Raw genomic sequence first — 25,068 nt, 5'->3', positions numbered from 1 at the left:
CTCGGTGGCAGACTTCCCGGCCCGTCGCTCGGGTGGGGCGAGGATCAGCCCATGTGCGGGTACGTGTAGTCGGTCGGGGCGACCAGGGCCTCCTTGATGGCGCGGGTCAGCGTCCAGCGCAGGAGGTTCTGGGGGGCACCGGCCTTGTCGTTGGTGCCGGAGGCGCGGCCGCCGCCGAAGGGCTGCTGGCCGACGACGGCGCCGGTCGACTTGTCGTTGATGTAGAAGTTGCCCGCGGCGAAGCGGAGCTTCTCCATCGTGTAGGCCGCCGCCGCACGGTCGTTGGCGATGACCGAGCCGGTGAGGGCGTAGTCGGAGACGGACTCCATCTGGGTCAGCATCTCGTCGTACTTGTCGTCCTCGTAGACGTACACGGCGAGGATCGGGCCGAAGTACTCGGTCGTGAAGACCTCGTTCTCCGGGTCGGTGCACTCGATGACGGTCGGGCGGACGAAGTAGCCGACCGAGTCGTCGTAGCTGCCGCCCGCGACGATGGTGCAGGTCGGGTCGGCCTTGGCACGGTCGATCGCGGCCTTGTTCTTGGCGAAGGAGCGCTCGTCGATGACGGCGCCGATGAAGTTCGACAGGTCCGTCACGTCACCCATGGCGAGCGAGTCGACCTCGGCCGCGAACGCCTCCTTGAAGCCCGAGTTCCAGATGGAGGCCGGGATGTAGGCGCGGGAGGTGGCGCTGCACTTCTGGCCCTGGTACTCGAAGGCACCACGGGTCAGCGCGGTCTTCAGCACGGCGCGGTCGGCGCTCGGGTGGGCGACCACGAAGTCCTTGCCGCCGGTCTCGCCGACCAGACGCGGGTACGAGCGGTACTTCTCGATGTTGTTGCCGACCGTCTTCCACAGGTACTGGAAGGTCTTGGTCGAACCGGTGAAGTGGATGCCCGCGAGGTCGCGGTGCTCCAGGGCCACCTTGGAGACCTCGATGCCGTCGCCGGTGACGAGGTTGATGACGCCCTTGGGCAGACCGGCCTCCTCCAGCAGCTGCATCAGCAGCACGGCGGCGTGGGTCTGGGTCGGGGACGGCTTCCAGACCACCACGTTGCCCATCAGGGCCGGGGCGGTGGGCAGGTTGGCCGCGATCGCCGAGAAGTTGAACGGCGTGATCGCGTAGACGAAGCCCTCCAGCGGGCGGTGGTCCAGACGGTTCCACACGCCCGGGGAGTTCGCCGGGGGCTGCTCGGCGAGGATCTGGCGGGCGTAGTGCACGTTGAAGCGCCAGAAGTCGACCAGCTCACAGGGGCTGTCGATCTCCGCCTGCTGGGCCGTCTTGGACTGGCCGAGCATGGTGGAGGCGGCGATCGTCTCGCGCCACGGGCCGGACAGCAGCTCGGCGGCGCGCAGGATGATCGCGGCGCGGTCGTCGAAGGACATCGCGCGCCAGGCCGGGGCGGCGGCCAGGGCGGCGTCGATCGCGTCCCGGGCGTCCTGCTGGGTGGCGTGCCGGCCGGTGCCGAGGACGGCCTTGTGGTTGTGCGGCTGCACCACCTGGAACGGCTCGCCGCCGCCCATCCGCTTCTCGCCGCCGATGGTCATCGGCAGGTCGACCGGGTTCTCGGCCAGCTCCTTGAGCTTGGCCTCCAGGCGGGCGCGCTCGGGCGAGCCGGGGGCGTAGCCGTGCACCGGCTCGTTGACGGGGGTGGGGACCTGGGTCACAGCGTCCATGAGATCCGAACTCCTTGTACGTGAGCGGGTGGTGGGGCTCAGCCCTTGCTGACCATGCTGCGCAGGAAGAAGCGCAGGTTCGCCGGCTTCTCCGCCAGACGGCGCATGAAGTAGCCGTACCAGTCCGTGCCGTACGCCGTGTAGACGCGCATGCGGTGGCCCTCGGCGGCCAGTCGCAGGTGCTCGTCGCCGCGGATGCCGTACAGCATCTGGAACTCGTACTCGTCGAGCTTACGACCGGCCTTGTGGGCGAGCTCCTGCGCGATGGAGATCAGGCGCGGGTCGTGGGACCCGACCATCGGGTAGCCCTCGCCCTCCATCAGCGTCTTCAGGATGCGCACGTAGGCCTTGTCGATCTCGTGCTTCTGCTGGTAGGCGACCTCGGCGGGCTCCTTGTAGGCGCCCTTGACCAGGCGGACCCGGCTGCCGGCCTCGGCCAGGCGCTTGGCGTCGGCCTCGGTGCGGAACAGATAGGCCTGGATCACGCAGCCGGTCTGCGGGAAGTCCTTCCGCAGCTCCTCGTGGATGGCGAACATCGAGTCGAGGGTGGTGTGGTCCTCGGCGTCCAGCGTCACGGTCGTGCCGATGGCGGCGGCGGCCTCGACGACGGGCCGGACGTTGGCGAGCGCCAGCTCGTGGCCGCCCTCCAGCGCCTGTCCGAACATCGACAGCTTCACCGACATCTCGACCTTCTCGCCGAGCTCCAGCTCCTTGAGGTGGTCGATCAGCGCCAGGTAGGCGTCGCGGGCGACCGCGGCCTGCTCGGGAGTGGTGATGTCCTCGCCGACGACGTCCATCGTCAGCTCCAGGCCCTTGCCCGTCAGGTCCTTGATGATCGGGACGATGTCGGCCACCGTCTCCCCCGGGATGAAGCGGTCGACGACCTGCTTGGTCACCGGGGCCGCCGAGATCAGACGTCGCATCCGGTCGCTGCGCGACGCGGCGAGAATCACGGGACCCAGCACGGGGCACCTCCACAGACAAGCACCGAAAGAGGCCATCACCCGACGGTTCGGGTACGGCACGGAGAACCACCGTGAAACCTACGGACCCTCGTGATCGTCAACCATCGACAGCTGTCACGCATCCGTGCCCGGGATCTCAGACATCTGTATGAAGGTGGCCGGAAAATGGGGGAGAATGCCCGAGTGGCGGCGGATTACAAGGGTGACTACCAGGAGCTGGTGGACGAGATCTCGGAGCTGCTGGGGGTCCCGGCGACCCTGGAGAACCGCGACTTCGAGCTGATCGCCTTCGGCGCGTACGACAGCGACGACGAGCTGGACGCGTCCGCGCTGGACCCGGTGCGCACCCGCTCGATCCTGACCCGGCGTTCCACGGCGACCGTGCGCTCCTGGTTCGAGGGCTTCGGCATCACCCGCGCGACCGGCCCGGTGCGCATCCCGCCGAGCCCCGAGGCCGGGGTCTACCGCGGCCGGATCTGTCTGCCGGTGCGCCATCGGGGGGTCGTCCTCGGCTACGTCTGGCTGCTCGACGGCGACCCTGGCCCGACGGACGCCCAGCTGGCCGCGGCGATGCGGGTGGCCGGCCGGATCGGCGCGCTGCTCGCGGACGAGGCGGAGGCCGGGGCCGGCCTGGGCCGGGAGCTGCGGGCGGTGCTCACGGCGGAGAGCGGCTGGCAGCGGGACATGGCGGTGGCCGAACTGCGCACGGCGCTGGGGCCGCGCGCGGACGGCCCGCACACGCTGGTGTGCGTGGCCCCCTGGCCCTCCCCCGACCCGGACGACGCGCCGTCCGCCCGCTCCATCCCGCACGCGGCGGCGCTGTGCACGATTCCCTGGGGCGCGGCGGGGCAGAGCCTCGCGGTGCTGGTACGGCTCCGCTCCACGACGGTGGGCGCGCCGGCGCTGGCCGCGGCGGCGCGGGTGCTGGCGGAGGCGGAGGGCGCGCGGGGCGCCACGGCGGCGAGGACGCGGGAGGGTGCGGACGCGGGCGTCCGGGAGAAGGGTACGGCGGGGCGGGGGGCCGGTGCGGCGGTGGCCGCGGCGGTGGCGGCGGGGATCGCCGGGGCGGGCGGCTTCGCGGCGGCGGCGGGGCCGGCCGGTCCCGCCGCCGGTGTCGGGGACCCGCGCACCGGTCTGGCCGAGCTGGGCACGGTGTGGCAGGAGGCCCGCGCGGCGGCGCGGGCGGCGCTGGCCGAGCCGCGCCTCGGGCCGGTCGCCGAGTGGCGGGGCATCGGGCCGTACCGCCTGCTGACCGCGCTCCCGCCGGAGTCCGTCCACGACCCGGTGGCGGGCGCGCTCCTCTCCCCCGCCCACCGGGAGCTGGCCCGCACCGCCGAGGTCTACCTGGACTGCGCGGGCCAGGCGGGCCGCACGGCATCGGAACTGGGCGTCCACCGCCAGACCCTCTACTACCGCCTCAACCGCGTGGAACAACTGACGGGCCTGGACCTGGACGACGGCGAGGACCGGCTGCTGCTGCACATGGCGCTGAAGAGGGCGCGGCTGTAGGGGCGGGGTATTCGGTTGCCCCGACCGGCGCCCCCTGCAAGGGTTTCGGCCATGCCTTCCTTCCTCGCGCACGACGGGACCCAACTGGCCTACCACGTCGCCGGGGAGGGCAGCCCGCTGATCTGCCTGCCCGGCGGCCCGACGGACTCCGTGTACCTGGGCGACCTGGGCGGGCTGTCCGCGCACCGGCGGCTGATCAGGCTGGACCCGCGGGGCACGGGCGGCTCGGCGACACCGCGGGACACGTCGTCGTACCGCTGCGACCGGATGGTGTCCGACGTGGAGGCCCTGCGCGAGCACCTGGGCCTGGACCGCGTGGACGTGCTGGCGCACTGCGCGGGCGCGAACCTGGCCGCGCTGTACGCGAGCCGCCATCCGCACCGCGTCGGCTCGCTGATCCTGGTCACACCGAGCGTCCGGGCCGTGGGCCTGGCCATCGACGGGGAGCTGCGACTGGCGACCGCGCGGCTGCGCGCGGGCGAGCCGTGGTTCCCCGAGGCGTACGCGGCGCTGGAGGAGATCGCGGCGGGCCGCGCCACGGACGACGCCTGGCAGGCCGTCGCGCCGTTCTCGTACGGCCGTTGGGACGCGGCGGCGCGGGCCCATCAGGCGGCCGGGGACGAGCGGCTGGACCCGGAGGTCGTCGCCGCGTACGGCGCGCCGGGCGCGTTCGACCCGGCCGCGACGCGGGCCGCCCTCGCGGCTTTCACCTCCCCGGTCCTGCTGCTGGCCGGCGAGGTCGATCCGGGCGCCCCGCCGGCGGTGGTCGCGGAGTTCGCCGCGCTCCTGCCTCGCGCGGAGCTGGTGGTCCAGAAGGGCGCGGGCCACTACCCGTGGCTGGACGACCCCGACCGTTTCGTGGCCTCGACCAGGTGAGCGACGAGGGCCCGCCCGGGCGGCGCGGGCCCTGAGCCGGACCCGGCTACGCGTCCTCGGGCCGCGTGTAGAGGACCTCCCGTGCCTGTTCCGCCGCCCGGGTGATGCTCTCGGAGACGAAGTCCACGAAGCGGGCGACGTTTTCGAGGCGGGTGGCGGCCTGGGTGCCGGGGCCGAGGACGCCCACGCCCTGCCGTGCGACCTCGACGACCAGGGCGTTGGAGCGGGCGGTGGACATCATCGCCTGGTACCAGATGTCGTCGTCCACGAGATAGCGCTCCCGGCGGCGTTCGTCGCGCTCGCGGCGCACCAGGCCCTGGCCGTCCAGGAAGGCGATCGCCTTGGACACGGACGCCGGGCTGACCTGGAGGCGCTGGACGAGTTCGGCTGCGGTGAGGCTGCCCGAGTCGGTGGTGTAGAGGCAGACCAGCACCCGCGCCATCATCTTGGGCAGCCCCGACTGGATGAAGACGTCGGCGAGCTTCTCCTCGTACGCGCGCACGGCCTGCGCGTCGCGCCCGTCGGGCCGCGCGGCCGGCTCCGTGTCCCGGGGCGCGCTCTGTCCGCGCCGGTGGGCGCGGCGCTCCGTGGCGCGGTGGGCCGCCTCGGCGCGGTAGGCGGTGGGGCCGCCGTTGCGCATGACCTCGCGGGTGATGGTCGAGGTCGGACGGTCGAGGCGCCTGGCGATCTCCGCGTAGGCGAGGCCGTCGGCCAGTCCCAGCGCGATCCGCTGGCGTTCCTGCTGGGTGAGTCTGCCTCCCGGCATCGCGCTCTTCTCCCTCATCCGTGGTGCCCGGCCCGCAGCTTAGCGTTCAGCCCCAACTCATTGCAACGATCGAGGGGTCAACGTTGCATTACCCCATAGCGCCATTGCAATGAAATAGGCGCCCTGGCCTGCATGTTGAGGGATTCAGAGCGGCTAAGTCGTTGCCTGGACCGTGAACGCAACGTAGCGTTTCCATCATCGGAAACAACGAAGCCAAGGAGTTCACGATGCAGAAGTTCGACACCCCCGCCCCCGTCTCCGTCGTCCTCGACATCCCCGCCGGACGCGTCCAGCTCATCGCCGCCGACCGGGCCGACACCACCGTCGAGGTCCGTCCGGCCGACGCCTCCAAGGGCCGGGACGCCAAGGCGGCGGAGCGCACCGAGGTGGCCTACGGCGACGGGGTGCTGCGGATCGAGGTCCCCGCGGCGGGCAACCGGGTCCTCGGCCCGTCCGGCTCCATCGAGGTGACCGTCCAGCTGCCCGCCGGCTCGCGCGTCGAGGCGAAGACGGCGAGCGGTGAGTTCCGGGGCGTCGGGCGGCTCGGGGACGTCGTGTTCGAGGGCGCGCAGGGCGCGGTCAAGCTGGACGAGACCGCGAGCGCCCGCCTCGCCCTCCAGGCCGGCGACATCTCGGTCGGCCGGCTGGGCGCGGACGCGGAGATCAGCACCCGGAAGGGAGACCTCCAGGTCGCCGAGGCCATGGGCGGCACCGTCACCCTGCGCACCGAGCACGGCGCCATCTCGGCCGGCGCCGCCCGCGGGGTCTCCGCGACCCTGGACGCCGGCACCTCCTACGGCCGTGTCGACAACGCGCTGAAGAACGCCGACGGTTCCGGTGCCGCACTGCGCATCCACGCCACCACCGCCTACGGCGACATCACCGCCCGCAGCCTGTGACACCGGGGGCCGCAGGGTGCGGCGACGGACGGCATCATGCCCGTCGTCGCACCGGGCGACCCGGAGCGAGGCGGAGCGACGGATGACGGAACACACGGGCGAGGCGGCGCTCACCCACAACGCCTCGCTGGCCCTGCGCCTCGGCGCAGGCCGGCTGCGCCGCCAAAGCGACGAATGGGTCCCTGCGCACCAGCGGTTCGTACGGCCCGAACAGGCTCACTAGCCACCGGAGTTGAGTCGGCCGCGTTCACCCCTCGGCCGAATCGGGGTCCTGGGGCGCGGAGTTCGCCGCGGCCATCACCTGCCGCAGCCCCTCCGTCAGCGCCTCCGCGTCCGGGGCGGTCTTCGGGTCGAAGGTCCACTGGGAGATGAGGCCCGTCATCAGGGTCACGTAGAAACGGCCGAGGGTGTCGGCGGTCCCGTCCGACACCTCCTCCTCCGGCACCCCCATCAGCAGTGAGACCAGGCCCCGGCCGGCCTCGCGCTGTGCGCGGGACAACTGGTCGCGCACCTCGGGCAGTTGATCGCCCATCGCGAGGATCTCCACGCTGAGCCGCCAGATCGAGCCCGGCTCGCGCAGGCTGTCGACGACGTTCGACCACACCTCGCGGAACCGCTCCAGCGAACCGGGGGCGGCACTGATCCCCGCGCCGCCCGCCAGGGGCACGTCCTCCACCAGCGCGACGTACGCCTGCGCCAGCAGCGCGTCCTTCGAGCCGTAGTGGTAGCCGATGGAAGCCAGGTTGGTGCCCGAGGCCTTCACGATGTCGCGCGCCGTCGTCCGCACGAACCCCTTCTCCAGCAGGCAGCGCTTCGCGCCTTCGAGCAGATCCTCGCGATGTCCCATGCGGGGCAGCCTACCCCGCGTTCCATACAACCGTCCTAGACACATGACTTATACAAACGTTCTAGACATGCGTTTAAGACGCTCGTACATTGCCTGTCATGAAGCGTGAATGGACCGCCCTCTACGTGCTGATGCTGCCGCTGCTCCTGGTCTCGATGGACGTCTCGGTGCTGTACTTCGCCGCCCCGGCGATCAGCGCCGATCTGCATCCCACCGGCACCCAGCAGCTGTGGATCTTCGACATCTACGGCTTCGTGCTCGCCGGCCTGCTGATGACCATGGGGTCGCTCGGGGACCGGATCGGCCGCCGCAGGCTCCTGCTCATGGGCGCCGCCGCGTTCGGCGGCGCCTCGCTCCTCGCCGCCTACGCCGGCAGCGCCACCACCCTGATCGCCGCCCGCGCGCTCCTCGGCATCGGCGGGGCGACCCTGATGCCGTCGACCATGGCCCTGCTGCGCACGATGTTCACCGACCCGGCCGAACGCGCGAAGGCGATCGGGCTCTGGTCCGGCGTGATGACCGGCGGGATCGCCCTCGGCTCGGTGATGAGCGGCGTCCTGGTCGAGCACTTCTGGTGGGGCTCGGTGTTCCTGGTCAACCTGCCCGCGATGGGGCTGCTGCTGGTGCTCGGCCCGGTGCTGCTGCCCGAGTCGAAGAACCCCTCCCCCGGCCCCTTCGACTGGCTGAGCGTGCCGCTGTCCCTGGCCGCCGTACTCCCCGTCATCTACGGCCTCAAGGAGATCCCCTCCGAGGGCCTGCACCCGCTGTACGTCGTCTCGGTCGCCGTCGGCCTGCTCTTCGCCGCCCTGTTCACGCACCGCCAGCGCACCCACGCCACCCCGCTGGTCCCGCCCGCCCTGCTGAAGGGCCGGGGCTTCGCCCCTGCGCTGGTGCTGAACCTCGTCGCCTCGCTCGCCATGATGGGTTCGGCCGTCTTCACCACGCAGTACCTCCAGTCGGTGCTGGGCAAGAGCCCGCTCGCGGCCGCCCTGTGGAGCCTGCTGCCCTCGGTGTTCATCGGCGCCGCCGGTCCCCTCGCCGCACGGCTCGTGCAGCGGGGCGTGGACCGGGGGCATGTGGTCGCGGGCGGCTTCGCCGCGATGGCGGGCGGCTTCGCGCTGCTCGCCCTGCTCGGCACGGACTCGCTGTGGCTGGTGCTGGCCGGGGCCGGCGTGCTGGCCTGCGGGATGGTCGCGATCATGTCCCAGCTGACCGACCTGGCCATGAGCGGCGCCCCGACGGAACGGGCCGGTACCGCCTCCTCGCTCCTGGAGACCAGCTCGGAGTTCGGCGGGGCGCTCGGGATGGCGGTCCTCGGGTCGATCGGTACGGCGGTCTACCGGCACCGGATGCCGGGCACGGCTCCGGCCGGGGCCCGCGAGACCCTGGGCGGCGCGCTCGCCGCCGTCACCCGGCTGCCCGGCGAGGCGGGGCAGTCCCTGCTCGCCGCCGCCCGGCAGGCGTTCACCACCGGGATGCGGGACGCCGCGCTGGCGGGGGCGGTGCTGCTGGTGCTGGCCGCGGTGGGGGCGGCCGTGACCCTGCGGAAGACCGACGGGTAGTGGATACGCGAACGCCGGACGGGCCGAGGAAGACCTCGGCCCGTCCGGCGTCCGGGTGTGCTCAGACCAGGTTCACCGAGCGGGCGGACGTGGCCCCGATCTCCTCGGCGACCTCGGCCAGCACGGCGGCCGTCACCGTGTCGTCCACGGTGAGGACGGCCAGCGCCTCGCCGCCCACCGTGGCGCGGGCGACCTGCATGCCGGCGATGTTCAGGCCCGCCTCGCCGAGGATGCGGCCGACGGTGCCGACGACACCGGGACGGTCCTCGTAGCGCAGGACGACCATGTGGTCGGCGAGGGCGAGGTCGACGTCGTACTCGCCGACGGCCACGACCTTCTGGACGTGCTTGGGGCCGGCCAGCGTGCCGGAGACCGACACCTCCTCGCCGGTGCCGAGGGTGCCGCGCACGGTCACCACGTTGCGGTGCTCGGTGGCCTCGGAGCTGGTGGTGAGGCGGACCTCGACACCGCGCTCCTGAGCGAACAGCGGGGCGTTGACGTACGACACCGTCTCGTCCACGACGTCCTCGAACACGCCCTTGAGGGCGGAGAGTTCGAGCACCTTCACGTCGTGCTGGGTGATCTCGCCGTAGACCTCGACGTCCAGCCGGACCGCCACCTCGCCGGCCAGCGCGGTGAAGATGCGGCCGAGGCGCTCGGCGAGCGGGAGGCCGGGCTTGACGTCCTCGGCGATGACACCGCCCTGCACGTTGACCGCGTCGGGCACCAGCTCGCCGGCGAGCGCGAGGCGCACCGACTTGGCGACCGCGATGCCCGCCTTCTCCTGGGCCTCGTCGGTGGAGGCGCCCAGGTGCGGGGTGCACACGACCTGGTCCAGCTCGAACAGCGGGGAGTCGGTGCACGGCTCCTTGGCGTAGACGTCGAGGCCGGCGCCGGCGACGCGGCCCTCCTTCAGCGCCGCGTACAGCGCCGCCTCGTCCACGATGCCGCCGCGCGCGGCGTTGACGATGCGCACGCTCGGCTTGACCTTGCGCAGCGCCTCGTCACCGATGAGGCCCAGGGTCTCGGGGGTCTTGGGCAGGTGGACGGTGATGAAGTCGGAGACCTCCAGCAGCTCGTCCAGGGAGACCACCTTGACGCCCATCTGGGCGGCGCGCGCGGGCTGCACGTAGGGGTCGTAGGCGACGACCTTCATACCGAAGGCGGACATGCGCTGCGCGACCAGGGCGCCGATGCGGCCGAGGCCGACGACACCGAGGGTCTTCTCGGCCAGCTCCACGCCCGTGTACTTGCTGCGCTTCCACTCGCCGTTCTTCAGCGCGGCGTTGGCCTGCGGGATGTTGCGGGCGGTGGACAGGAGCAGACCGCAGGCCAGCTCGGCGGCGGTCACGATGTTCGAGGTCGGGGCGTTGACGACCATCACGCCGGCCTTGGTGGCGGCGGAGACGTCGACGTTGTCCAGGCCGACGCCGGCCCGGGCGACGACCTTCAGCTTCTTGGCCGCGGCGATGGCCTCGGCGTCGACCTTGGTGGCGGAACGGATCAGGATCGCGTCGACGTCGGCGATGGCGGGCAGCAGCTCCGCCCGGTCGGCTCCGTTGCAGTGCCGGATCTCGAAGTCCGGGCCGAGGGCGTCGACGGTCGCGGGCGAAAGCTCTTCGGCGATGAGTACGACGGGTTTCGAGCTCACGTGGGTCCTCACAAGTCCAATGCGGACGGCCGTCCCGACGGCCGCTGGCGGAGGGGTGCTAGCCGCGTGGAAGACGCACGACGCTGTGGGCCTGACGCGTTTGTTGTGCAGCAGTCTAGTGGCGCCGCGGTCGTCGTTTTGCGCCGCTGCGGAAGGATCACCCGGACGGGGAACTCCATAGTGGAGTCATGTCGGGAGGTCGTGGCGAAAGGGGGCCGGAGCAGCATGCCCCGGCCCCCTGACGTGAGGCTTACGCCTCCTCGTTCACCCAGCTCATCAGCTGGCGCAGCTGCTTGCCCGTGGTCTCCAGCAGGTGCTCGGAGTCCTGCTTCTTGTACTCGTTGTACTTCTTGAGGCCGCCGTGGTACTCGTCCATCCAGTTCTTGGCGAAGGTGCCGTCCTGGATCTCGGCGAGGATCTTCTTCATCTCCGCCTTGGTGGCGTCGGTGATGATGCGCGGGCCGGTGACGTAGTCGCCCCACTCGGCGGTCTCGGAGATGGACCAGCGCATCTTCTCCAGGCCGCCCTCGTACATGAGGTCCACGATCAGCTTCAGCTCGTGCAGGCACTCGAAGTAGGCGATCTCCGGCTGGTAGCCGGCCTCGGTCAGGGTCTCGAAGCCCGCCTTGACCAGGGCCGCGGTGCCACCGCACAGCACGGCCTGCTCGCCGAAGAGGTCGGTCTCGGTCTCCTCGGTGAAGGTGGTCTTGATGACGCCGGCGCGGGTGCCGCCGATGCCCTTGGCGTACGACAGGGCCAGCGCGAAGGCGTTGCCGGAGGCGTCCTGCTCGACGGCGGCGATGCAGGGCACGCCGCGGCCCTCCTCGTACTGGCGGCGGACCAGGTGGCCCGGGCCCTTGGGGGCGACCATGCAGACGTCCACGCCGGCCGGGGGCTTGATCAGGCCGAAGCGGATGTTGAAGCCGTGACCGAAGAACAGGGCGTCGCCGTCCTTCAGGTTGGCGGCGATGGACTCCTCGTAGACCTGGGCCTGGATCGGGTCCGGGACCAGGATCATGATCACGTCGGCCTCGGCGGCGGCCTCGGCCGGGGTGACCACGCGCAGGCCCTGCTCCTCGGCCTTGACCTTGGACGTGGAGCCCTCGTGCAGACCGACCCGGACGTCGACACCGGAGTCGCGCAGCGACAGGGCGTGCGCGTGACCCTGGCTGCCGTAGCCGATGACCGCGACCTTGCGGTTCTGGATGATGGACAGGTCGGCGTCAGCGTCGTAGAACAGCTCGGCCACTTTGGGTTCTCTCCCTATGTGTGCAGGTGGTGCGTCCCACCGTATGCCGGTGAGCGGTGAGGTGGTTCGGGGGTCTCGGCATACGGGCGGCGGCCATCGGGGGCCGCCCGTATGCGGTCGTACCCGGTCCTACGCGGACCGGTCGAGGGCGCGCAGCGAGCGGTCCGTGATGGAACGGGCGCCGCGGCCGATCGCGATGGTGCCGGACTGGACCAGCTCCTTGATGCCGAACGGCTCCAGCATCTTGAGCATGGCGGACAGCTTCTCGCTGGACCCGGTGGCCTCGATGGTCACGGCCTCCGGGGAGACGTCCACGGTCTTGGCGCGGAACAGCTGGACGATCTCCACGATCTGGGAGCGGGTCTCGTTGTCCGCGCGGATCTTCACCAGGACGAGTTCGCGCTGGACGGCCTGTGCCGGGTCCAGCTCGACGATCTTCAGCACCTCGACGAGCTTGTTGAGCTGCTTGGTGACCTGCTCCAGCGGCAGTTCCTCGACACCGACCACGATGGTGATGCGGGAGATGTCGGGGTGTTCGGTGACGCCCACCGCGAGCGAGTCGATGTTGAAGCCGCGGCGGGAGAACAGGGCGGCGATGCGGGCCAGGATGCCCGGCTTGTTCTCCACCAGGACGGAGAGCGTGTGCTTGGACATGGTCTTTTTACGTCTCTCTCGCTCAGTCGTCTTCGCTGTCGCCGAAGTCGGGGCGGACGTCCCGGGCGGCCATGATCTCGTCGTTGGAGGTGCCGGCGGCGACCATCGGCCACACCATGGCGTCCTGGTGGACGATGAAGTCCACGACGACCGGGCGGTCGTTGATGGAGTTGGCCTCTTCGATGACCTTGTCCAGGTCCTCCGGGCGCTCGCAGCGCAGGCCCACGCAGCCCATCGCCTCGGCCAGCTTCACGAAGTCCGGCACCCGCGTGCCCCGGGCCTCGGGGTTCACGTCGTCCGGGCCGCTGTGCAGCACGGTGTTGGAGTAGCGCTGGTTGTAGAAGAGGGTCTGCCACTGGCGGACCATCCCGAGGGCACCGTTGTTGATGATGGCGACCTTGACCGGGATGTTGTTCAGGGCGCAGGTGGTCAGTTCCTGGTTGGTCATCTGGAAGCAGCCGTCGCCGTCGATCGCCCAGACGGTCCGCTCGGGCCGGCCGGCCTTGGCGCCCATGGCGGCCGGCACCGCGTAGCCCATGGTTCCGGCGCCGCCGGAGTTCAGCCAGGTGGCGGGGTGCTCGTACTGGATGAAGTGCGCGGACCACATCTGGTGCTGGCCGACGCCCGCCGCGAAGATGGTGCCCTCGGGGGCGAGGCGTCCGATGCGCTCGATCACGGCCTGGGGGGACAGCGAGCCGTCCTCGGGCAGGTCGTACCCGAGCGGATAGGTCTCGCGCCAGCGGTTGAGGTCCTGCCACCAGGCGCTGTAGTCGCCCTTGTGGCCCTCGCTGTGCTCCTTCTGCACGGCCTGGACCAGGTCGGCGATGACCTCGCGGGCGTCACCCACGATCGGCACGTCGGCCTCGCGGTTCTTGCCGATCTCGGCCGGGTCGATGTCGGCGTGGACGATCTTGGCGTACGGGGCGAAGCTGTCCAGCTTGCCGGTGACGCGGTCGTCGAAGCGGGCTCCGAGGGCGACGATCAGGTCGGCCTTCTGCAGCGCGGTGACGGCGGTGACCGCACCGTGCATGCCCGGCATTCCCACGTGCAGCGGGTGGCTGTCGGGGAACGCGCCGAGCGCCATCAGGGTGGTGGTGACGGGCGCTCCGGTGAGTTCGGCGAGGACCTTCAGCTCGGCGGTGGCCCCCGCCTTGATGACGCCGCCGCCGACGTAGAGGACGGGCCGCCGGGCGGCGGTGATCAGCTTGGCGGCCTCGCGGATCTGCTTGGCGTGCGGCTTGGTGACCGGACGGTAGCCGGGCAGGTCCATGACCGGCGGCCAGGAGAAGGTCGTCTTCTTCTGGAGGGCGTCCTTGGCGATGTCGACCAGGACCGGGCCGGGGCGGCCGGTGGACGCGATGTGGAAGGCCTCCGCGATCACCCGGGGGATGTCCTCGGCCTTGGTCACCAGGAAGTTGTGCTTGGTGATCGGCATGGTGATGCCGACGATGTCCGCCTCCTGGAAGGCGTCCGTGCCGATCGAGGAGGAGGCGACCTGGCCGGTGATCGCGACCAGCGGAACGGAGTCCATGTGGGCGTCGGCGATGGGGGTGACCAGGTTGGTGGCGCCCGGGCCGCTGGTCGCCATGCAGACCCCGACCTTGCCGGTGGCCTGGGCGTAGCCGGTGGCCGCGTGGCCCGCGCCCTGCTCGTGGCGGACCAGGACGTGGCGCACCCGGGTGGAGTCCATCATCGGGTCGTACGCCGGGAGGATCGCGCCGCCGGGAATGCCGAACACCGTGTCCGCGCCGACCTCCTCAAGGGAGCGAATGAGGGACTGCGCGCCCGTGACGTGCTCGACGGGGGCGGAGTGCTGTCCTCCGGATCGGGGCCGGGGCTGCGGATGATGGGCCCCGGTGGCCTGCTCGGTCATCGGCTTCTCTTCTCGATGCTGAGGTTTTTGCGAAGTTCGGGCGGAGTTCGGGTGTCGCACGAGGGTCACTCGTGCAACAAAAAACCCCTCGTGCCGTAAGGCAAGCGAGGGGAGCGCGCCGGTGAGGGTCGCTGGGGATTCCGGATCGCCTTCCGGTGGGTCCCAGCTCAGCCGACGCGCTGTCCAAGTACGAGAATTCGGGTGCGCATGGAACTGACCCTCCACCCGGCACGCACCACGTGTCAAGTAGGTGGGACGGGAGTCTCAGAATGTGAGCGAAGGGCGCTGCCGCCTCCGAAAACAGCGGGTACTCCTCCGGTGTACACCCCCGCGGCGCCCTTCGCGCCGAGACGCCCCTGCACGTCTCTCGCCCGGCCCGCGAACGCCGGTTCGGCCGACGCGTGCGGCACCGCGCAGGGCCCGGCGCCGAGCGCCCGGCGCAGCCGGTACTCGTCCAGCGGCCCGGAGAAGGCCATGCCGGTGCCGTGCGTGCAGCCCATCGCGCGCAGCGCCACCGCCTGCTCGGGCAGGTCCACGCCTTCGGCGACCGACTGGAGCCCGAGGTCGCAGGCGATCCGCAGCAGCCCGCTGGTGATCTTGTGCAGCCGGGCAGACTCCACCACGCCCTCGACCAGGCTCCGGTCGAGCTTGAGGATGTCCACGGGCAGCCGCCGCAGGGCGGTGATGGCCGCCTGGCCGCTGCCGAAGCCGTCCAGCGCGATGCGTACCCCGAGCCGGTTCAGTGCGGTCAGCCGCCGCTCCAGTTCGTCCAGACCGAGCCCGGGGTCGGTGTCGGACAGCTCGATGACCAGCGCCCCGGGCGGCAGCCCGTGCCGGGTCAGCAGCGTCTCCACCGAGCCCGGCGGCAGCGAACGGTCCAGCAGCCGCCGGGCGCTCATCCGCACCGCCACCGGTACGACGAACCCGTTCGACGCCCGTTCGGCGGCCCGTGCGACGGCCTCCTGGAGGATCCAGCGGTCCAGCTCGGCGGTCTTGTCGCCGTCCTCCGCCACCCGCAGGAACTCCGCCGGGGTGAACAGCACCCCCTGCGCGGAGCGCCAGCGGGCCTGCGCGGCGACCGCCGTGATCCGGCCGTCCTCCAGGCGCACCACCGGCTGGTGCAGCAGGGTGAACTCGCCGTCGTGCAACGCGGCGCGCAGCCGGTTGGCCAGCTCCGCCTTGCGTACGACGTCCTGCTGCATCTGCGGCCGGTACAGCTCGACCCGGCCCTTTCCGGCCGACTTGGCGCGGTACATCGCGAGGTCGGCGTTGCGCAGCAGCTCGCCCGCGCCGAGGCCGGGCTCGGCGAAGGCGACCCCGATGGAGGCGTTGACCCGGACGTCCCTGCCGTCGATCGCGTACGGCTGGGACAGGGTCGTCCTGAGCCGGTCGGCCAGCTCAAGGATGTTGCGCTCCCGGGCCTCCCGGTCGTGGGTGCCGTCCCCGACGATCAGGGCCGCGAACTCGTCGCCGCCCAGCCGGGAGGCGGTGTCGCCCTGGCGGACCGCGTCCTGGAGTCTGCGGGCGGCCTGGATCAGGAGTTCGTCGCCGGCCTGGTGCCCGATGGTGTCGTTGACGGCCTTGAAGCCGTCGAGGTCGATGAAGAGCACCGCCGTACCCCGCAGGGCGTCGCCCCGGTCGGTGGCCCGGCGCCCGGACAGGGCCTGCTGGACGCGCCGGGTGAACAGGGCGCGGTTGGGCAGGTCGGTGAGCGGGTCGTGCTCCGCGTTGTGCTGCAACTGGGCCTGGAGGCGCACCCGTTCGGTGACGTCCCGGCTGTTGAAGATCAGCCCGCCGTGGTGCCGGCTGACGGTGGACTCGACGTTCAGCCAGCCTTCCCCGCTCTCGGCGTCGCCCGAGCGGGCGGTGCCCCCACCGCCGGAGCGGAAGCGGCACTCGATGCGGGTGGTGGGCTCCTCCGCCGGGCTGGCGGCGAGGAAGCGGCGCACCTCGTGCACCACGCAGCCCAGGTCCTCGGGGTGGATCAGGGCGGCCAGCTCGCTGCCCACCAGATCCTCGGCGGGGCGGCCGTAGACCCCGGCGGCGGCCGGGGAGACGTAGCGCAGTATGCCGTTGGGCGCGGCGATCATGATGACGTCGCTCGACCCCTGCACCAGGGAGCGGAAGTGGTTCTCCTTCTGCGCCAGTTCCTGGGTGAGGGTGATGTTGTCCAGCAGCATGATGCCCTGGCGGATCACCAGCGCGAGCACGACGCAGCCCGCCGTGATCAGCACCACGTGGTCGGGCCTGCGGCCGTTGAGGACGTTGTACAGGATGCCCAGCGTGCACACGGCCGCGGCGAGGTACGGGGTGAGCGCGGCGAGCGAGCCGGTGAGCGGCCGGCCCGCCGGGTAGCGGCCGTGTTCGGCGCCCGGCACCGGCGCGAGGCCGGGGTGGTGGCCGGTCGCGCGCCCTCCGGACTGCTGCTCGGGGATCGCGCGGGCGTGCTCCTCCACCGCTTCGACGCGCGGCGCGCTCCCGGGCCGGGGCGCGGCCCAGGGGGCGTAGGCGAGCAGCAGCGAGCCGGCGAACCAGCCCGCGTCCAGCAGTTGCCCGGAGCGGTAACTGCTGTGCAGCAGCGGCGAGGTGAACAGCGCGTCGCACATCACGGTCAGGGCGAGCGCGCCGATCGCGGTGTTGACCGCCGTGCGGTTGCCCGGGGCCCGGCGGAAGTGCAGCGCGAGCACCATGCTGACGAGCACGATGTCCAGCAGCGGGTATGCCAGCGACAGCGCGGTGTGGGCCACGCTCGGCCCGTCGAACCGGGCCGCCTGGGCGAGCGCGAGGCTCCACGAGAGGGTGAGCAGCGAGCCGCCGATCAGCCAGGCGTCCAGTCCGAGGCAGATCCAGCCGGCCCTGTTCACCGGGCGTTTGGCGAGCACCAGCAGACCCACGATGGCGGGCGGCGCGAAGCACAGGAAGAATAGATCGGCGTACGACGGGTTGGGCACGGGCCGGCCGAGCACGACCTCGTACCACCCCCAGACCGCGTTGCCGAGGCAGGCCATGGTCGAGGACAGGCCGAACAGCAGCCAGGCCGAGCGGAAGCGCACCCGCCGGCCGCGGGCGTACAGGAAGCAGGAGACGGCCGCGATCCCGGCCGCGGCGCTGAGCCCGAAGTCGCCCATGACCAGGGCGATCTCGTCCGTGCCCCAGTCGAACGCGGCGCCGACGGCGTACGCCGCGCAGACCAGGGCGAGCACGAGTTGTTCGGTGGCGCGGACGCGTTCCGAGCGGACCGGTCCGCGCGGCTCCGGGTCCTGCCGCGGGTGCGGTGCGCGCACCTCTTCGTCGATGGTGGTGGTCACCGTGGTGGGCGCGTTCACCGGGGCCTCCCGGTGGACGCGCCGGCGTAGCGCCGGTCCCGGTGCGCCGGGTGGGCGTGCTTGCGCCGCCCGGCCGGCCGGCGCGGGTGGTGGATGTGGTGGCCGGTGTGATGACCGCGTCTGCGCGCGGCCGTGCGGTAGGGCCGCCGTCGGCGGTTCCGCCGCGTCGGATCGTTCGTCCATAGGCCGTGCATCGCCCGTCGCCCCCCTCGCAGTTCTGGAATGTCATCCCCGGCGCCGTGGTCTGCGGCGCTGCCCCTGTCGGGACGATACACCAGTATCGTCACTCAGGGACATAGCTTCTCTACGCTCCGTGACGACCAGCGGCGATGCGGGCACGGGCCGCGTCCGAGAGGTCGCGGAGGGTGCCGGAAACGCCTTAACGCCCGTTCGTTCCGGGGCTGTCCGGGGCCGCCGGATCTGTTCCGCCGGGGGCCTCGGAGACCGTTTCCGCCGGGTCCGTACCGGTCGTGAGGATCACGTTCCGCAGTGGCTCGTCGTGCGCGAACCGGGTCAGCTGGTCGACCAGCAGCCGCTTGGCGCGCGGCAGGAAAGCCGAGGAAGGACCACCCATGTGCGGGCTGATCAGCACACCGGGGGCCCGCCACAGGGGGTGGCCCGGCGGCAGCGGTTCGGGGTCGGTGACGTCCAGGGCCGCGGTGATCCGGCCCCGTTCCAGTTCGGCGAGGAGCGCCCCGGTGTCCACGACCGGACCGCGCGCCACGTTCACGAGCAGCGCCCCGTCCTTCATCCGCGCCAGGAACTCGGCGTCCACCAGTCCGCGGGTGGCATCGGTCAGGGGGGTGGACAGAATCACGACATCGGCGTCCGGAAGCAGCGAAAGCACGTCCTCGGTCGCGTGCACAAGACCACGCGCCGTAGTGCGCCGGGAGCGTGCGACGCGTGCCACCCGCGCGACCTCGAAGGGCGTGAGCCGGTCCTCGATGGCGGCGCCGATGGGACCGTAGCCGACGATGAGCACGTTCTTGTCGGCGAGCGCCGGCCGGAACCCGCTCGCCCAGCGCTCCTCCTGCTGCGCCCGCACGAAGTCCGGGATGCCGCGCAGCGCGGCCAGGGTCAGGGCGAGCGCCAGCTCGGCGGTGCTCGCCTCGTGCACGCCGCGGGCGTTGCACAGCCGGACGCCGGGCGCGATGGACGACAGGTTCGCGGTCATGTCGTCCACACCCGCGGTGAGCGTCTGGATGACCCGCAGATTGGTCAGCCGCTCCAGCGGGCGGACCCGGACCGGCAGGGGCGCCATGTACGGCACCACGTACATCACGCACCGCGCCGGGTCGCCGGGAAATGCCTGTTCGCCGTCCTGCCCGCCGTCCCAGAACAGATACCGGAACCGCTCGGGCAGGCCCTCGATCTCCTCCGGCGGGAGGGGGAGCCACACGTCTTCGCTCATGGTCAGGAGGCTATGTCAGGTACGCGCGAGCGCAGAGGTTAGGTTGGGGGCCGGGCTAAGGGAGGTTCCAGAGCAGGTGGAGCGCAGGACGATCGGCGCGGGGGCGCTCGCGGTGGGGGCCGTCGGACTCGGGTGCATGCCGATGAGCTGGGCGTACAGCGGGTCCAGGCGGCGGGGTGACGAGTCGCTCCGATGCGTCAACCGGGCGCTGGACCTGGGGGCGAGCCTGCTGGACACCGCGGACATGTACGGCCCGTTCACCAATGAGCTGCTGCTGGGCCGGGTGCTCAGACAGCGGCGCGCGGAGGCCTTCGTCTCCACGAAGGTGGGGCTGCTGGTGGGCGAGCAGCACATCGTGGCCAACGGCCGCCCGGGGTATGTGAAGCGGGCCTGCGACGCCTCGCTGCGCCGGTTGCAGACGGATGTGATCGACCTCTACCAGTTGCACCGCCCCGATCCCGAGGTGCCCATCGAGGAGACCTGGGGCGCGATGGCGGAGCTGGTGCGGGCGGGGAAGGTGCGGGCGCTGGGCCTGTGCGCCCTGGGTGCGCGCGGCGGACGCCGCTCGGGCGCGGGCCTGTACGACGGCACACTGCGCCAGTTGCAGCGGGTGCAGCAGGTGTTCCCGGTGGCCGCGGTCGAGGCCGAGCTGTCGGTGTGGTCGCCGGAGGCGCTGCGGGCGCTGCTGCCGTGGTGCGAGACGCGGGGCGTGGGCTTCCTCGCGGCGATGCCGCTGGGCAACGGCTTCCTGACCGGCACGCTCACCCCGGGCGAGGGTTTCGAACCGGACGACGTGCGCGCCCGGCATCCCCGGTTCACCGCCGAGATGATGGCGGCCAACCAGCCGATCGTCGCCGGTCTGCGCCGCGTCGCCCGGCGGCACGGCCCGGAGGTCACCCCGGCGCAGGTGGCGCTGGCCTGGGTGCTGGCGCAGGGCCGCCATGTGGTCGCGCTGCCGGGCACCAAGCGGGAGCGGTGGGCCGCGGAGAACGCGGCGGCGGCCGGGCTGCGGCTGTCGGCGGCGGACCTGGCCGAGATCGCGCGGCTGCCCGCGGCGCAGGGATCCTGGGACTGAGGGACCCTGGGCAGGGGAAGACCTGCCGCTGGAACGCCGCTCCGAAGGGATCATGATCGTGCGACGTCGAGCTGTGCCGGCCGTGCTGGCCGCCGCCCTGCTGCTGGCGGCGGGCTGTTCGTCCGGCTCGTCCGGAGGAGTGGGTTTCCCCGGCCAGGGGCCGCGCACGGTGCCCCCGAGCACCGCGCCGGCCTCCCCGGCGACCGAGTCGGCGGCACCGGCCAAGGGCTCGGTGCGGGTGCTGCGCACGGTGGCCGGGAACCTGAAGTCGCCATGGGGCCTGGCGGTGCTGCCCGACGGCGGTCTGCTGGTCTCCGCCCGCGACGACGCGACGATCACCCGCGTCGACCCGGACACCGGCCGCACGACCGAACTGGGCACCGTCTCGGGGGTCTCCCCGGCGGGCGAGGGCGGTCTGCTGGGCATCGCGCTCTCCCCGCACTACGCGTCGGACCGCATGGTCTACGCCTACTTCACCTCCGCCTCGGACAACCGCATCGTCCGCATGCTGTACGACCCGCGCAAACCGGCCGGTGAGCAACTGGGCGCTCCCGACACGGTGTTCAAGGGCATCCCCAAGGGCCCCATCCACAACGGCGGCCGGATCGCGTTCGGCCCGGACGGGATGCTGTACGCGGGCACCGGCGAGAGCGGCAAGCGCGGGCTCGCCCAGGACAAGAACTCACTGGGCGGGAAGATCCTCCGGCTGACGCCGGACGGCGAGCCTGCCCCCGGCAACCCCTTCCCCGACTCCCCGGTCTACTCGTACGGCCACCGCAACGTCCAGGGCCTCGCCTGGGACGACCGGCAGCGGCTGTTCGCCTCCGAGTTCGGGCAGGACACCTGGGACGAGCTGAACGCGATCAAGCCCGGCGGCAACTACGGCTGGCCCGACGCCGAGGGCAGGTCCTCCGACCCCCGCTTCCAGAACCCGATCGCCCAGTGGCACACCGACGACGCCTCCCCCAGCGGCATCGCCTACGTCCACGGTGTGATCTGGATGGCCGCGCTGAAGGGCGAACGGCTGTGGCGCATCCCGCTGCGCGGTACCCGGGCCGCGGCCGCGCCGCAGGCGTTCCTCACCGGCACCTACGGCCGGCTGCGCACGGTGGCCCCGGCGGGCGACGGCAAGCTGTGGCTGATCACCGACAACACCGACGGCCGCGGCCACCCGAAGAAGGGCGACGACCGCATCCTGGAACTCCGGGTGAGCTAGGGCCTCTCCGAAGGCTCGTCCTCCCCGTCGCTCTCCTCACCCTCGCCCTCCCCCTCGTTCTCCTCCCTGTCGCTCTCCTCTTCGGCCGTCTCCTCTTCGGCCGTCTCCTCCTCGGCCGTCTCCTCCTCGGCCGTCTCCTCCTCGGCCGTCTCCTCCTCGGCGGCCTCTGGCTCGGCGGCCGGCAGGCGTATGACCGCCTTGCCGGAGGTGAGGTCTATCGGGCCGCGGCCCGGGTCGCTGTCGCCGACCTGCTCACGGGTCAGTTCGAGGCGGTTCTGCTCCTCCCGGGTGTGCTTGCGGCCGGGTGTGAACAGTTCGCTGAAGGCATCGAACACGGTTTCTCTCCCCTGCCTGGCGTCCGGTCGTCATTGTCCCGCCGCCACCGGGTCCTGGGCACGGGCCGGGAACAGGCCGAGCCGGTGGGCCAGCGCCGCCGCCTCCCCGCGGCTGGACACCCCCAGCTTGGCGAGGATGTTGGAGACGTGGACGCTGACGGTCTTCGGCGAGATGAACAGTTCCTCGGCTATCTGCCGGTTGGTGCGGCCGGCCGCGACCAGGCGCAGCACCTCCCGCTCCCGGGTGGTGAGGCCCAGGGCCGCGACCGGGTCGGCCGGGACGGGTTCGGGGGCGGTGCCGGGAGCCAGGTCCAGGCGGGCCCGGCGGGCGAGGCGGGCGACGGCGGCGGCGAGGGGGCGGGCACCGAGGTGGTCGGCCACCGCCGAGGCCAGCCGGAGCAGTTCCAGCGCGCGGTCGCGCTCGTCACCGTCCTCCCCCAGCAGCGCCCCGGCCAGCCGGAGGCGGACCCGGGCGAGGTCGTAGGGACGGTCCAGGCACTCGAAGGCGGCGACCACCGGCGCCCAGGTCTCCACCGTGTCCCGGTCCTCCGCCCGGCACAGTTCGGCGCGGGTCCAGTGTTCGTAGGCCGCCCACACGGGAGCGCCGGTGGTGAGGGTGCGCACGGTCGCCGTGAGCCGTCCGAGCAGTTCGGCGCGGCCCTGCTGGGCGGCCGGCAGGGCACGGGTGTCGGCCTCGGCGGTGGCGGCGGCCAGCAGCAGCGGCCAGCCGTAGCGGTGCGTGCCCGGCGGGAGGCCGGCGTCCAGGGCCCGGAGCAGCTCGGCGCGGGCGTCGGCGACGCGGCCCTGTGCCGCGGCGGTCGCGAGGGCGACGCGGGCCAGGGGGAGGGACTGCTGGGGCATGGGGTCGTCGGCGCCGTAGCGGGCGCGGGCGGCGGAGAGTTGGCGTGCCGCCTCGGTGAGGTCGCCGCGGGCCAGGGCGAGCTGGGCCAGCTTGAGGACGCCCGCGCCGCGGGGCTTGGCGCCGTGCCCGGCCCGGGTGGCCTGCGCCGCGGCCTCGGCGGCCGCCGGCCACTGCCCGAGCGAGTAGAGCGCGTCGGACAGGTTGCCCCACATCCAGGCCTCGGAGTCGGGCAGTCCGTGCCGGCAGGCGAAGGCGATGCCCTCGCGCAGCAGGGGTACGGCCTCGCGGTCGCGGCCGACGCTCATCAGCTCGGACGGCAGGTTCACATAGGCGCGGTCGGCGACATGGGGCACGCCCTCGGCGAGGGTGTCCGTGAGGACCTGGCGCATCTGGGTGAGCCCGGCCTCGTGTTCCCCGGCGTCCACCAGCAGTCCGCCCAGGGTGAGGCGGGCGTGCAGTTCTATGTCGCGGGCGCCGACCATCCGCGCGTACTGCACCGCCTGTTCGGCGGCGGCGAAGGCCTCGGGGCCCGGCCGGTGCAGCATCGACCAGTTGGCGGCCAGCGCCAGCACCTCGGCGTGCACCTCGGACGGGGGCAGGCCGCGCACCAGGTCCTGGGCGGTCGCCAGTTCCCGCCGGCCGTCGCCGCGGGCCAGGGCCTGGACGAGTCGGGAGCGCTGCATCCAGAACCAGGCCGCGCACAGCGGGTCCGGCTCGTCCTCCAGCAGGCGCAGGGCCCGCTTGGTGATCGCCAGGGCCCGCTCGCGTTCCCCACCGAAGCGGCCCGCGACGGTCGCCTCGGCCATCAGGTCGAGCAGGCGCGGCGGGGCGCCGGTGTCGCCGCAGGGTGCGCAGGCCTCGGCGCCGGTGACGGGGCGCAGGCCGGCCCGCACCTCCTCGGGGGCGCTGTCCCACAGCTCCATCGCCCGTTCCAGCAGCCGGAGTTGTTCGGTGTAGGCGTGCCGGTGGCGGGCGACGACGGAGGCGTCGAGGACGGCGGGCAGGGCCTTGGCGGGGTCGTGGGCGTGGTACCAGTAGCCGGCCAGGCGCGGCACGCGGGCGTCGGCCGGGACGAGGGCGGGGTCGGCCTCCAGCGCCTCGGCGTAGCGGCGGTTGAGGCGGGAGCGCTCGCCGGGCAGCAGGTCGTCGGCGACGGCCTCGCGGACCAGGGAGTGCCGGAAGCGGTAGCCGTCGCCGTCCGGGGCGGGGGTGAGGATGTTGGCGCCGACGGCGGCCCGCAGCGCCTCGATGAGGTCGTCCTCCGGGAGTCCAACGACGGCCGCGATCAGCCGGTACTCCACGGTGGAGCCGCCCTCGGCCACGATCCGGACGATCCGCCGGGCGGGTTCGGGCAGGGCCTCGACCCGCACCAGCAGCAGGTCGCGCAGGGAGTCGGTGAGGCCGGTGCGGCAGCCCTCGCAGGCGGCCACGGCGAGTTCCTCGATGAAGAAGGCGTTGCCGTCGGAGCGGGCGAAGACGGCGTCGACCTGGGCGGGGTCGGGTTCCGCGGCCAGGATGCCGGCGAGCTGGCGGGCGGCCTCCTCCCGGGTGAAGCGGGGCAGTTCGAGCCGGCGGACGGTGCGCAGCCGGTCCAGCTCGGCGAGCAGGGGGCGCAGGGGGTGGCGGCGGTGGATGTCGTCGGAGCGGTAGGTGGCGAGGACGAGGAGCCGGCCGGTGCGCAGGGTGCGCACCAGGTAGGCGAGCAGATGGCGGGTGGAGGCGTCGGCCCAGTGCAGGTCCTCCAGGACGAGCGCGACGGTGTCGGTGGCGGCGACGCGCTCCAGCAGCCGGGCGGTGAGTTCGAACAGCCGGGCCATGCCCTGTTCGTCATGGCAGCCCGCGCCGCTGTCGCCCAGCTCGGGCAGCAGCCGGGCGAGTTCTTCCTCCTGGCCGGCCGCCGCGGCGGCGAACCGCGCCGGCCGTGCCTCGCGCAGGGCGCGCAGCGCGGCGGAGAACGGGGCGAACGGGAGCCCATCGGCGCCGATCTCCACGCAGCCGCCGACGGCCACGATCGCACCCCGGCGCCCGGCCGCCGCGCCGAACTCCTCGACGAGGCGGGTCTTGCCCACGCCCGCCTCACCGGCGAGCAGCAGGGCCTGCGGCTCGCCCGCGGCGGCACGGGCGAGCGCTTCGTTCAGCACCGCCAGCTCTTGAGTGCGGCCGACGAACACGGGACTGACGGACCTGGTTTCCACGGGCCCGAGCATCGCACGTGGCCGCGGTGCCGGGGCGCCGGTTTTCCACAGGCTCGGTGTGATCGTCGTACTGATGTCGGGGAGTGGAGCGGGGGACACGGCGGGTCGCGTCGCGCCGGGG

General features: G+C 72.4%; 19 protein-coding genes. 7 read left to right on the top strand and 12 right to left on the bottom strand.

All coding sequences use genetic code 11. The features are described 5' to 3' along the window. Positions 1–44: 44 nt before the first annotated feature. Both pruA and ACSP97_RS24975 read right to left on the bottom strand, forming a co-directional pair. Complete coding sequence (gene pruA, locus ACSP97_RS24980) at positions 45–1,676, bottom strand: L-glutamate gamma-semialdehyde dehydrogenase (protein ID WP_355151657.1); 1,632 nt, start codon at positions 1,674–1,676, stop codon at positions 45–47. Positions 1,677–1,714: 38 nt separating this feature from the next. Next, complete coding sequence (locus ACSP97_RS24975) at positions 1,715–2,641, bottom strand: proline dehydrogenase family protein (protein WP_358273555.1); 927 nt, start codon at positions 2,639–2,641, stop codon at positions 1,715–1,717. Between the two features lie 165 nt (positions 2,642–2,806). On the opposite strand from ACSP97_RS24975, the gene ACSP97_RS24970 reads away from it, so the two are divergent. Together ACSP97_RS24970 and ACSP97_RS24965 are read left to right on the top strand one after the other, a co-directional pair. After that, complete coding sequence (locus ACSP97_RS24970; protein ID WP_440554338.1) at positions 2,807–4,150, top strand: PucR family transcriptional regulator; 1,344 nt, start codon at positions 2,807–2,809, stop codon at positions 4,148–4,150. A gap of 51 nt (positions 4,151–4,201) precedes the next feature. Next, positions 4,202–5,026 (top strand): alpha/beta fold hydrolase, encoded by an 825-nt coding sequence (locus ACSP97_RS24965; protein ID WP_440554336.1) that lies wholly within the window; start codon positions 4,202–4,204, stop codon positions 5,024–5,026. A 46-nt stretch (positions 5,027–5,072) separates the two neighbouring features. On the opposite strand, the gene ACSP97_RS24960 is transcribed toward ACSP97_RS24965, so the two are convergent. After that, complete coding sequence (locus ACSP97_RS24960; protein ID WP_382014076.1) at positions 5,073–5,792, bottom strand: helix-turn-helix domain-containing protein; 720 nt, start codon at positions 5,790–5,792, stop codon at positions 5,073–5,075. A 227-nt stretch (positions 5,793–6,019) separates the two neighbouring features. Between ACSP97_RS24960 and ACSP97_RS24955 the strand changes: the two genes are divergently transcribed. Further along, positions 6,020–6,691 (top strand): DUF4097 family beta strand repeat-containing protein, encoded by a 672-nt coding sequence (locus tag ACSP97_RS24955; RefSeq protein WP_440554334.1) that lies wholly within the window; start codon positions 6,020–6,022, stop codon positions 6,689–6,691. An 82-nt stretch (positions 6,692–6,773) separates the two neighbouring features. Continuing rightward, complete coding sequence (locus tag ACSP97_RS24950; protein WP_364731680.1) at positions 6,774–6,914, top strand: hypothetical protein; 141 nt, start codon at positions 6,774–6,776, stop codon at positions 6,912–6,914. Between the two features lie 24 nt (positions 6,915–6,938). Here ACSP97_RS24950 and ACSP97_RS24945 read toward each other — a convergent pair whose 3' ends face one another. Next, positions 6,939–7,538, bottom strand: a complete 600-nt coding sequence (locus tag ACSP97_RS24945) for a TetR/AcrR family transcriptional regulator (RefSeq protein WP_440554332.1) — start codon at positions 7,536–7,538, stop codon at positions 6,939–6,941. A 98-nt stretch (positions 7,539–7,636) separates the two neighbouring features. Here ACSP97_RS24945 and ACSP97_RS24940 point away from each other — a divergent pair, with 98 nt between their 5' ends. Continuing rightward, positions 7,637–9,100, top strand: a complete 1,464-nt coding sequence (locus ACSP97_RS24940) for an MFS transporter (protein WP_440554330.1) — start codon at positions 7,637–7,639, stop codon at positions 9,098–9,100. 61 nt (positions 9,101–9,161) lie between these two features. Here the strand turns inward: ACSP97_RS24940 and serA are convergent, their stop codons facing one another. From serA to ACSP97_RS24910, 6 genes are all read right to left on the bottom strand, one after another. Beyond that, on the bottom strand, positions 9,162–10,751 hold the full coding sequence (serA, locus tag ACSP97_RS24935; RefSeq protein WP_070023053.1) for a phosphoglycerate dehydrogenase: 1,590 nt from the start codon (positions 10,749–10,751) through the stop codon (positions 9,162–9,164). A 250-nt stretch (positions 10,752–11,001) separates the two neighbouring features. Further along, on the bottom strand, positions 11,002–12,000 hold the full coding sequence (gene ilvC, locus ACSP97_RS24930) for a ketol-acid reductoisomerase (protein WP_180329287.1): 999 nt from the start codon (positions 11,998–12,000) through the stop codon (positions 11,002–11,004). 129 nt (positions 12,001–12,129) lie between these two features. After that, positions 12,130–12,654, bottom strand: a complete 525-nt coding sequence (gene ilvN / locus ACSP97_RS24925) for an acetolactate synthase small subunit (protein ID WP_070023055.1) — start codon at positions 12,652–12,654, stop codon at positions 12,130–12,132. 22 nt (positions 12,655–12,676) lie between these two features. Next, positions 12,677–14,527, bottom strand: coding sequence for an acetolactate synthase large subunit (locus ACSP97_RS24920; RefSeq protein WP_146469413.1), 1,851 nt, complete (start codon positions 14,525–14,527; stop codon positions 12,677–12,679). Positions 14,528–14,769: 242 nt separating this feature from the next. After that, positions 14,770–18,036: a putative bifunctional diguanylate cyclase/phosphodiesterase gene (locus ACSP97_RS24915; protein WP_382013313.1), complete on the bottom strand. Its 3,267-nt coding sequence runs from the start codon at positions 18,034–18,036 to the stop codon at positions 14,770–14,772. A 196-nt stretch (positions 18,037–18,232) separates the two neighbouring features. After that, a complete protein-coding gene (locus ACSP97_RS24910) occupies positions 18,233–19,264 on the bottom strand; it encodes a 2-hydroxyacid dehydrogenase (RefSeq protein ID WP_355325392.1) in 1,032 nt (343 codons plus the stop codon). Between the two features lie 76 nt (positions 19,265–19,340). Between ACSP97_RS24910 and ACSP97_RS24905 the strand changes: the two genes are divergently transcribed. After that, on the top strand, positions 19,341–20,339 hold the full coding sequence (locus tag ACSP97_RS24905; protein WP_382013315.1) for an aldo/keto reductase: 999 nt from the start codon (positions 19,341–19,343) through the stop codon (positions 20,337–20,339). A gap of 52 nt (positions 20,340–20,391) precedes the next feature. Beyond that, positions 20,392–21,555 (top strand): PQQ-dependent sugar dehydrogenase, encoded by a 1,164-nt coding sequence (locus ACSP97_RS24900; protein WP_358273547.1) that lies wholly within the window; start codon positions 20,392–20,394, stop codon positions 21,553–21,555. Here the strand turns inward: ACSP97_RS24900 and ACSP97_RS24895 are convergent. Then, positions 21,552–21,890 (bottom strand): DUF6191 domain-containing protein, encoded by a 339-nt coding sequence (locus ACSP97_RS24895; protein WP_440554326.1) that lies wholly within the window; start codon positions 21,888–21,890, stop codon positions 21,552–21,554. The two genes, ACSP97_RS24900 and ACSP97_RS24895, sit on opposite strands and share 4 nt — an antisense overlap. 30 nt (positions 21,891–21,920) lie before the next feature. Continuing rightward, on the bottom strand, positions 21,921–24,959 hold the full coding sequence (locus tag ACSP97_RS24890; protein ID WP_440554324.1) for a helix-turn-helix transcriptional regulator: 3,039 nt from the start codon (positions 24,957–24,959) through the stop codon (positions 21,921–21,923). Between the last annotated feature and the right edge of the window lie 109 nt (positions 24,960–25,068).

It is taken from the genome of Streptomyces sp. SCPE 10 (genome assembly GCF_051980735.1).
GTDB lineage: Bacteria > Actinomycetota > Actinomycetes > Streptomycetales > Streptomycetaceae > Streptomyces > Streptomyces misionensis.
Note: the sequence above shows the minus strand (reverse complement) of the source record. Positions and strands in the feature narration are given on the sequence as shown.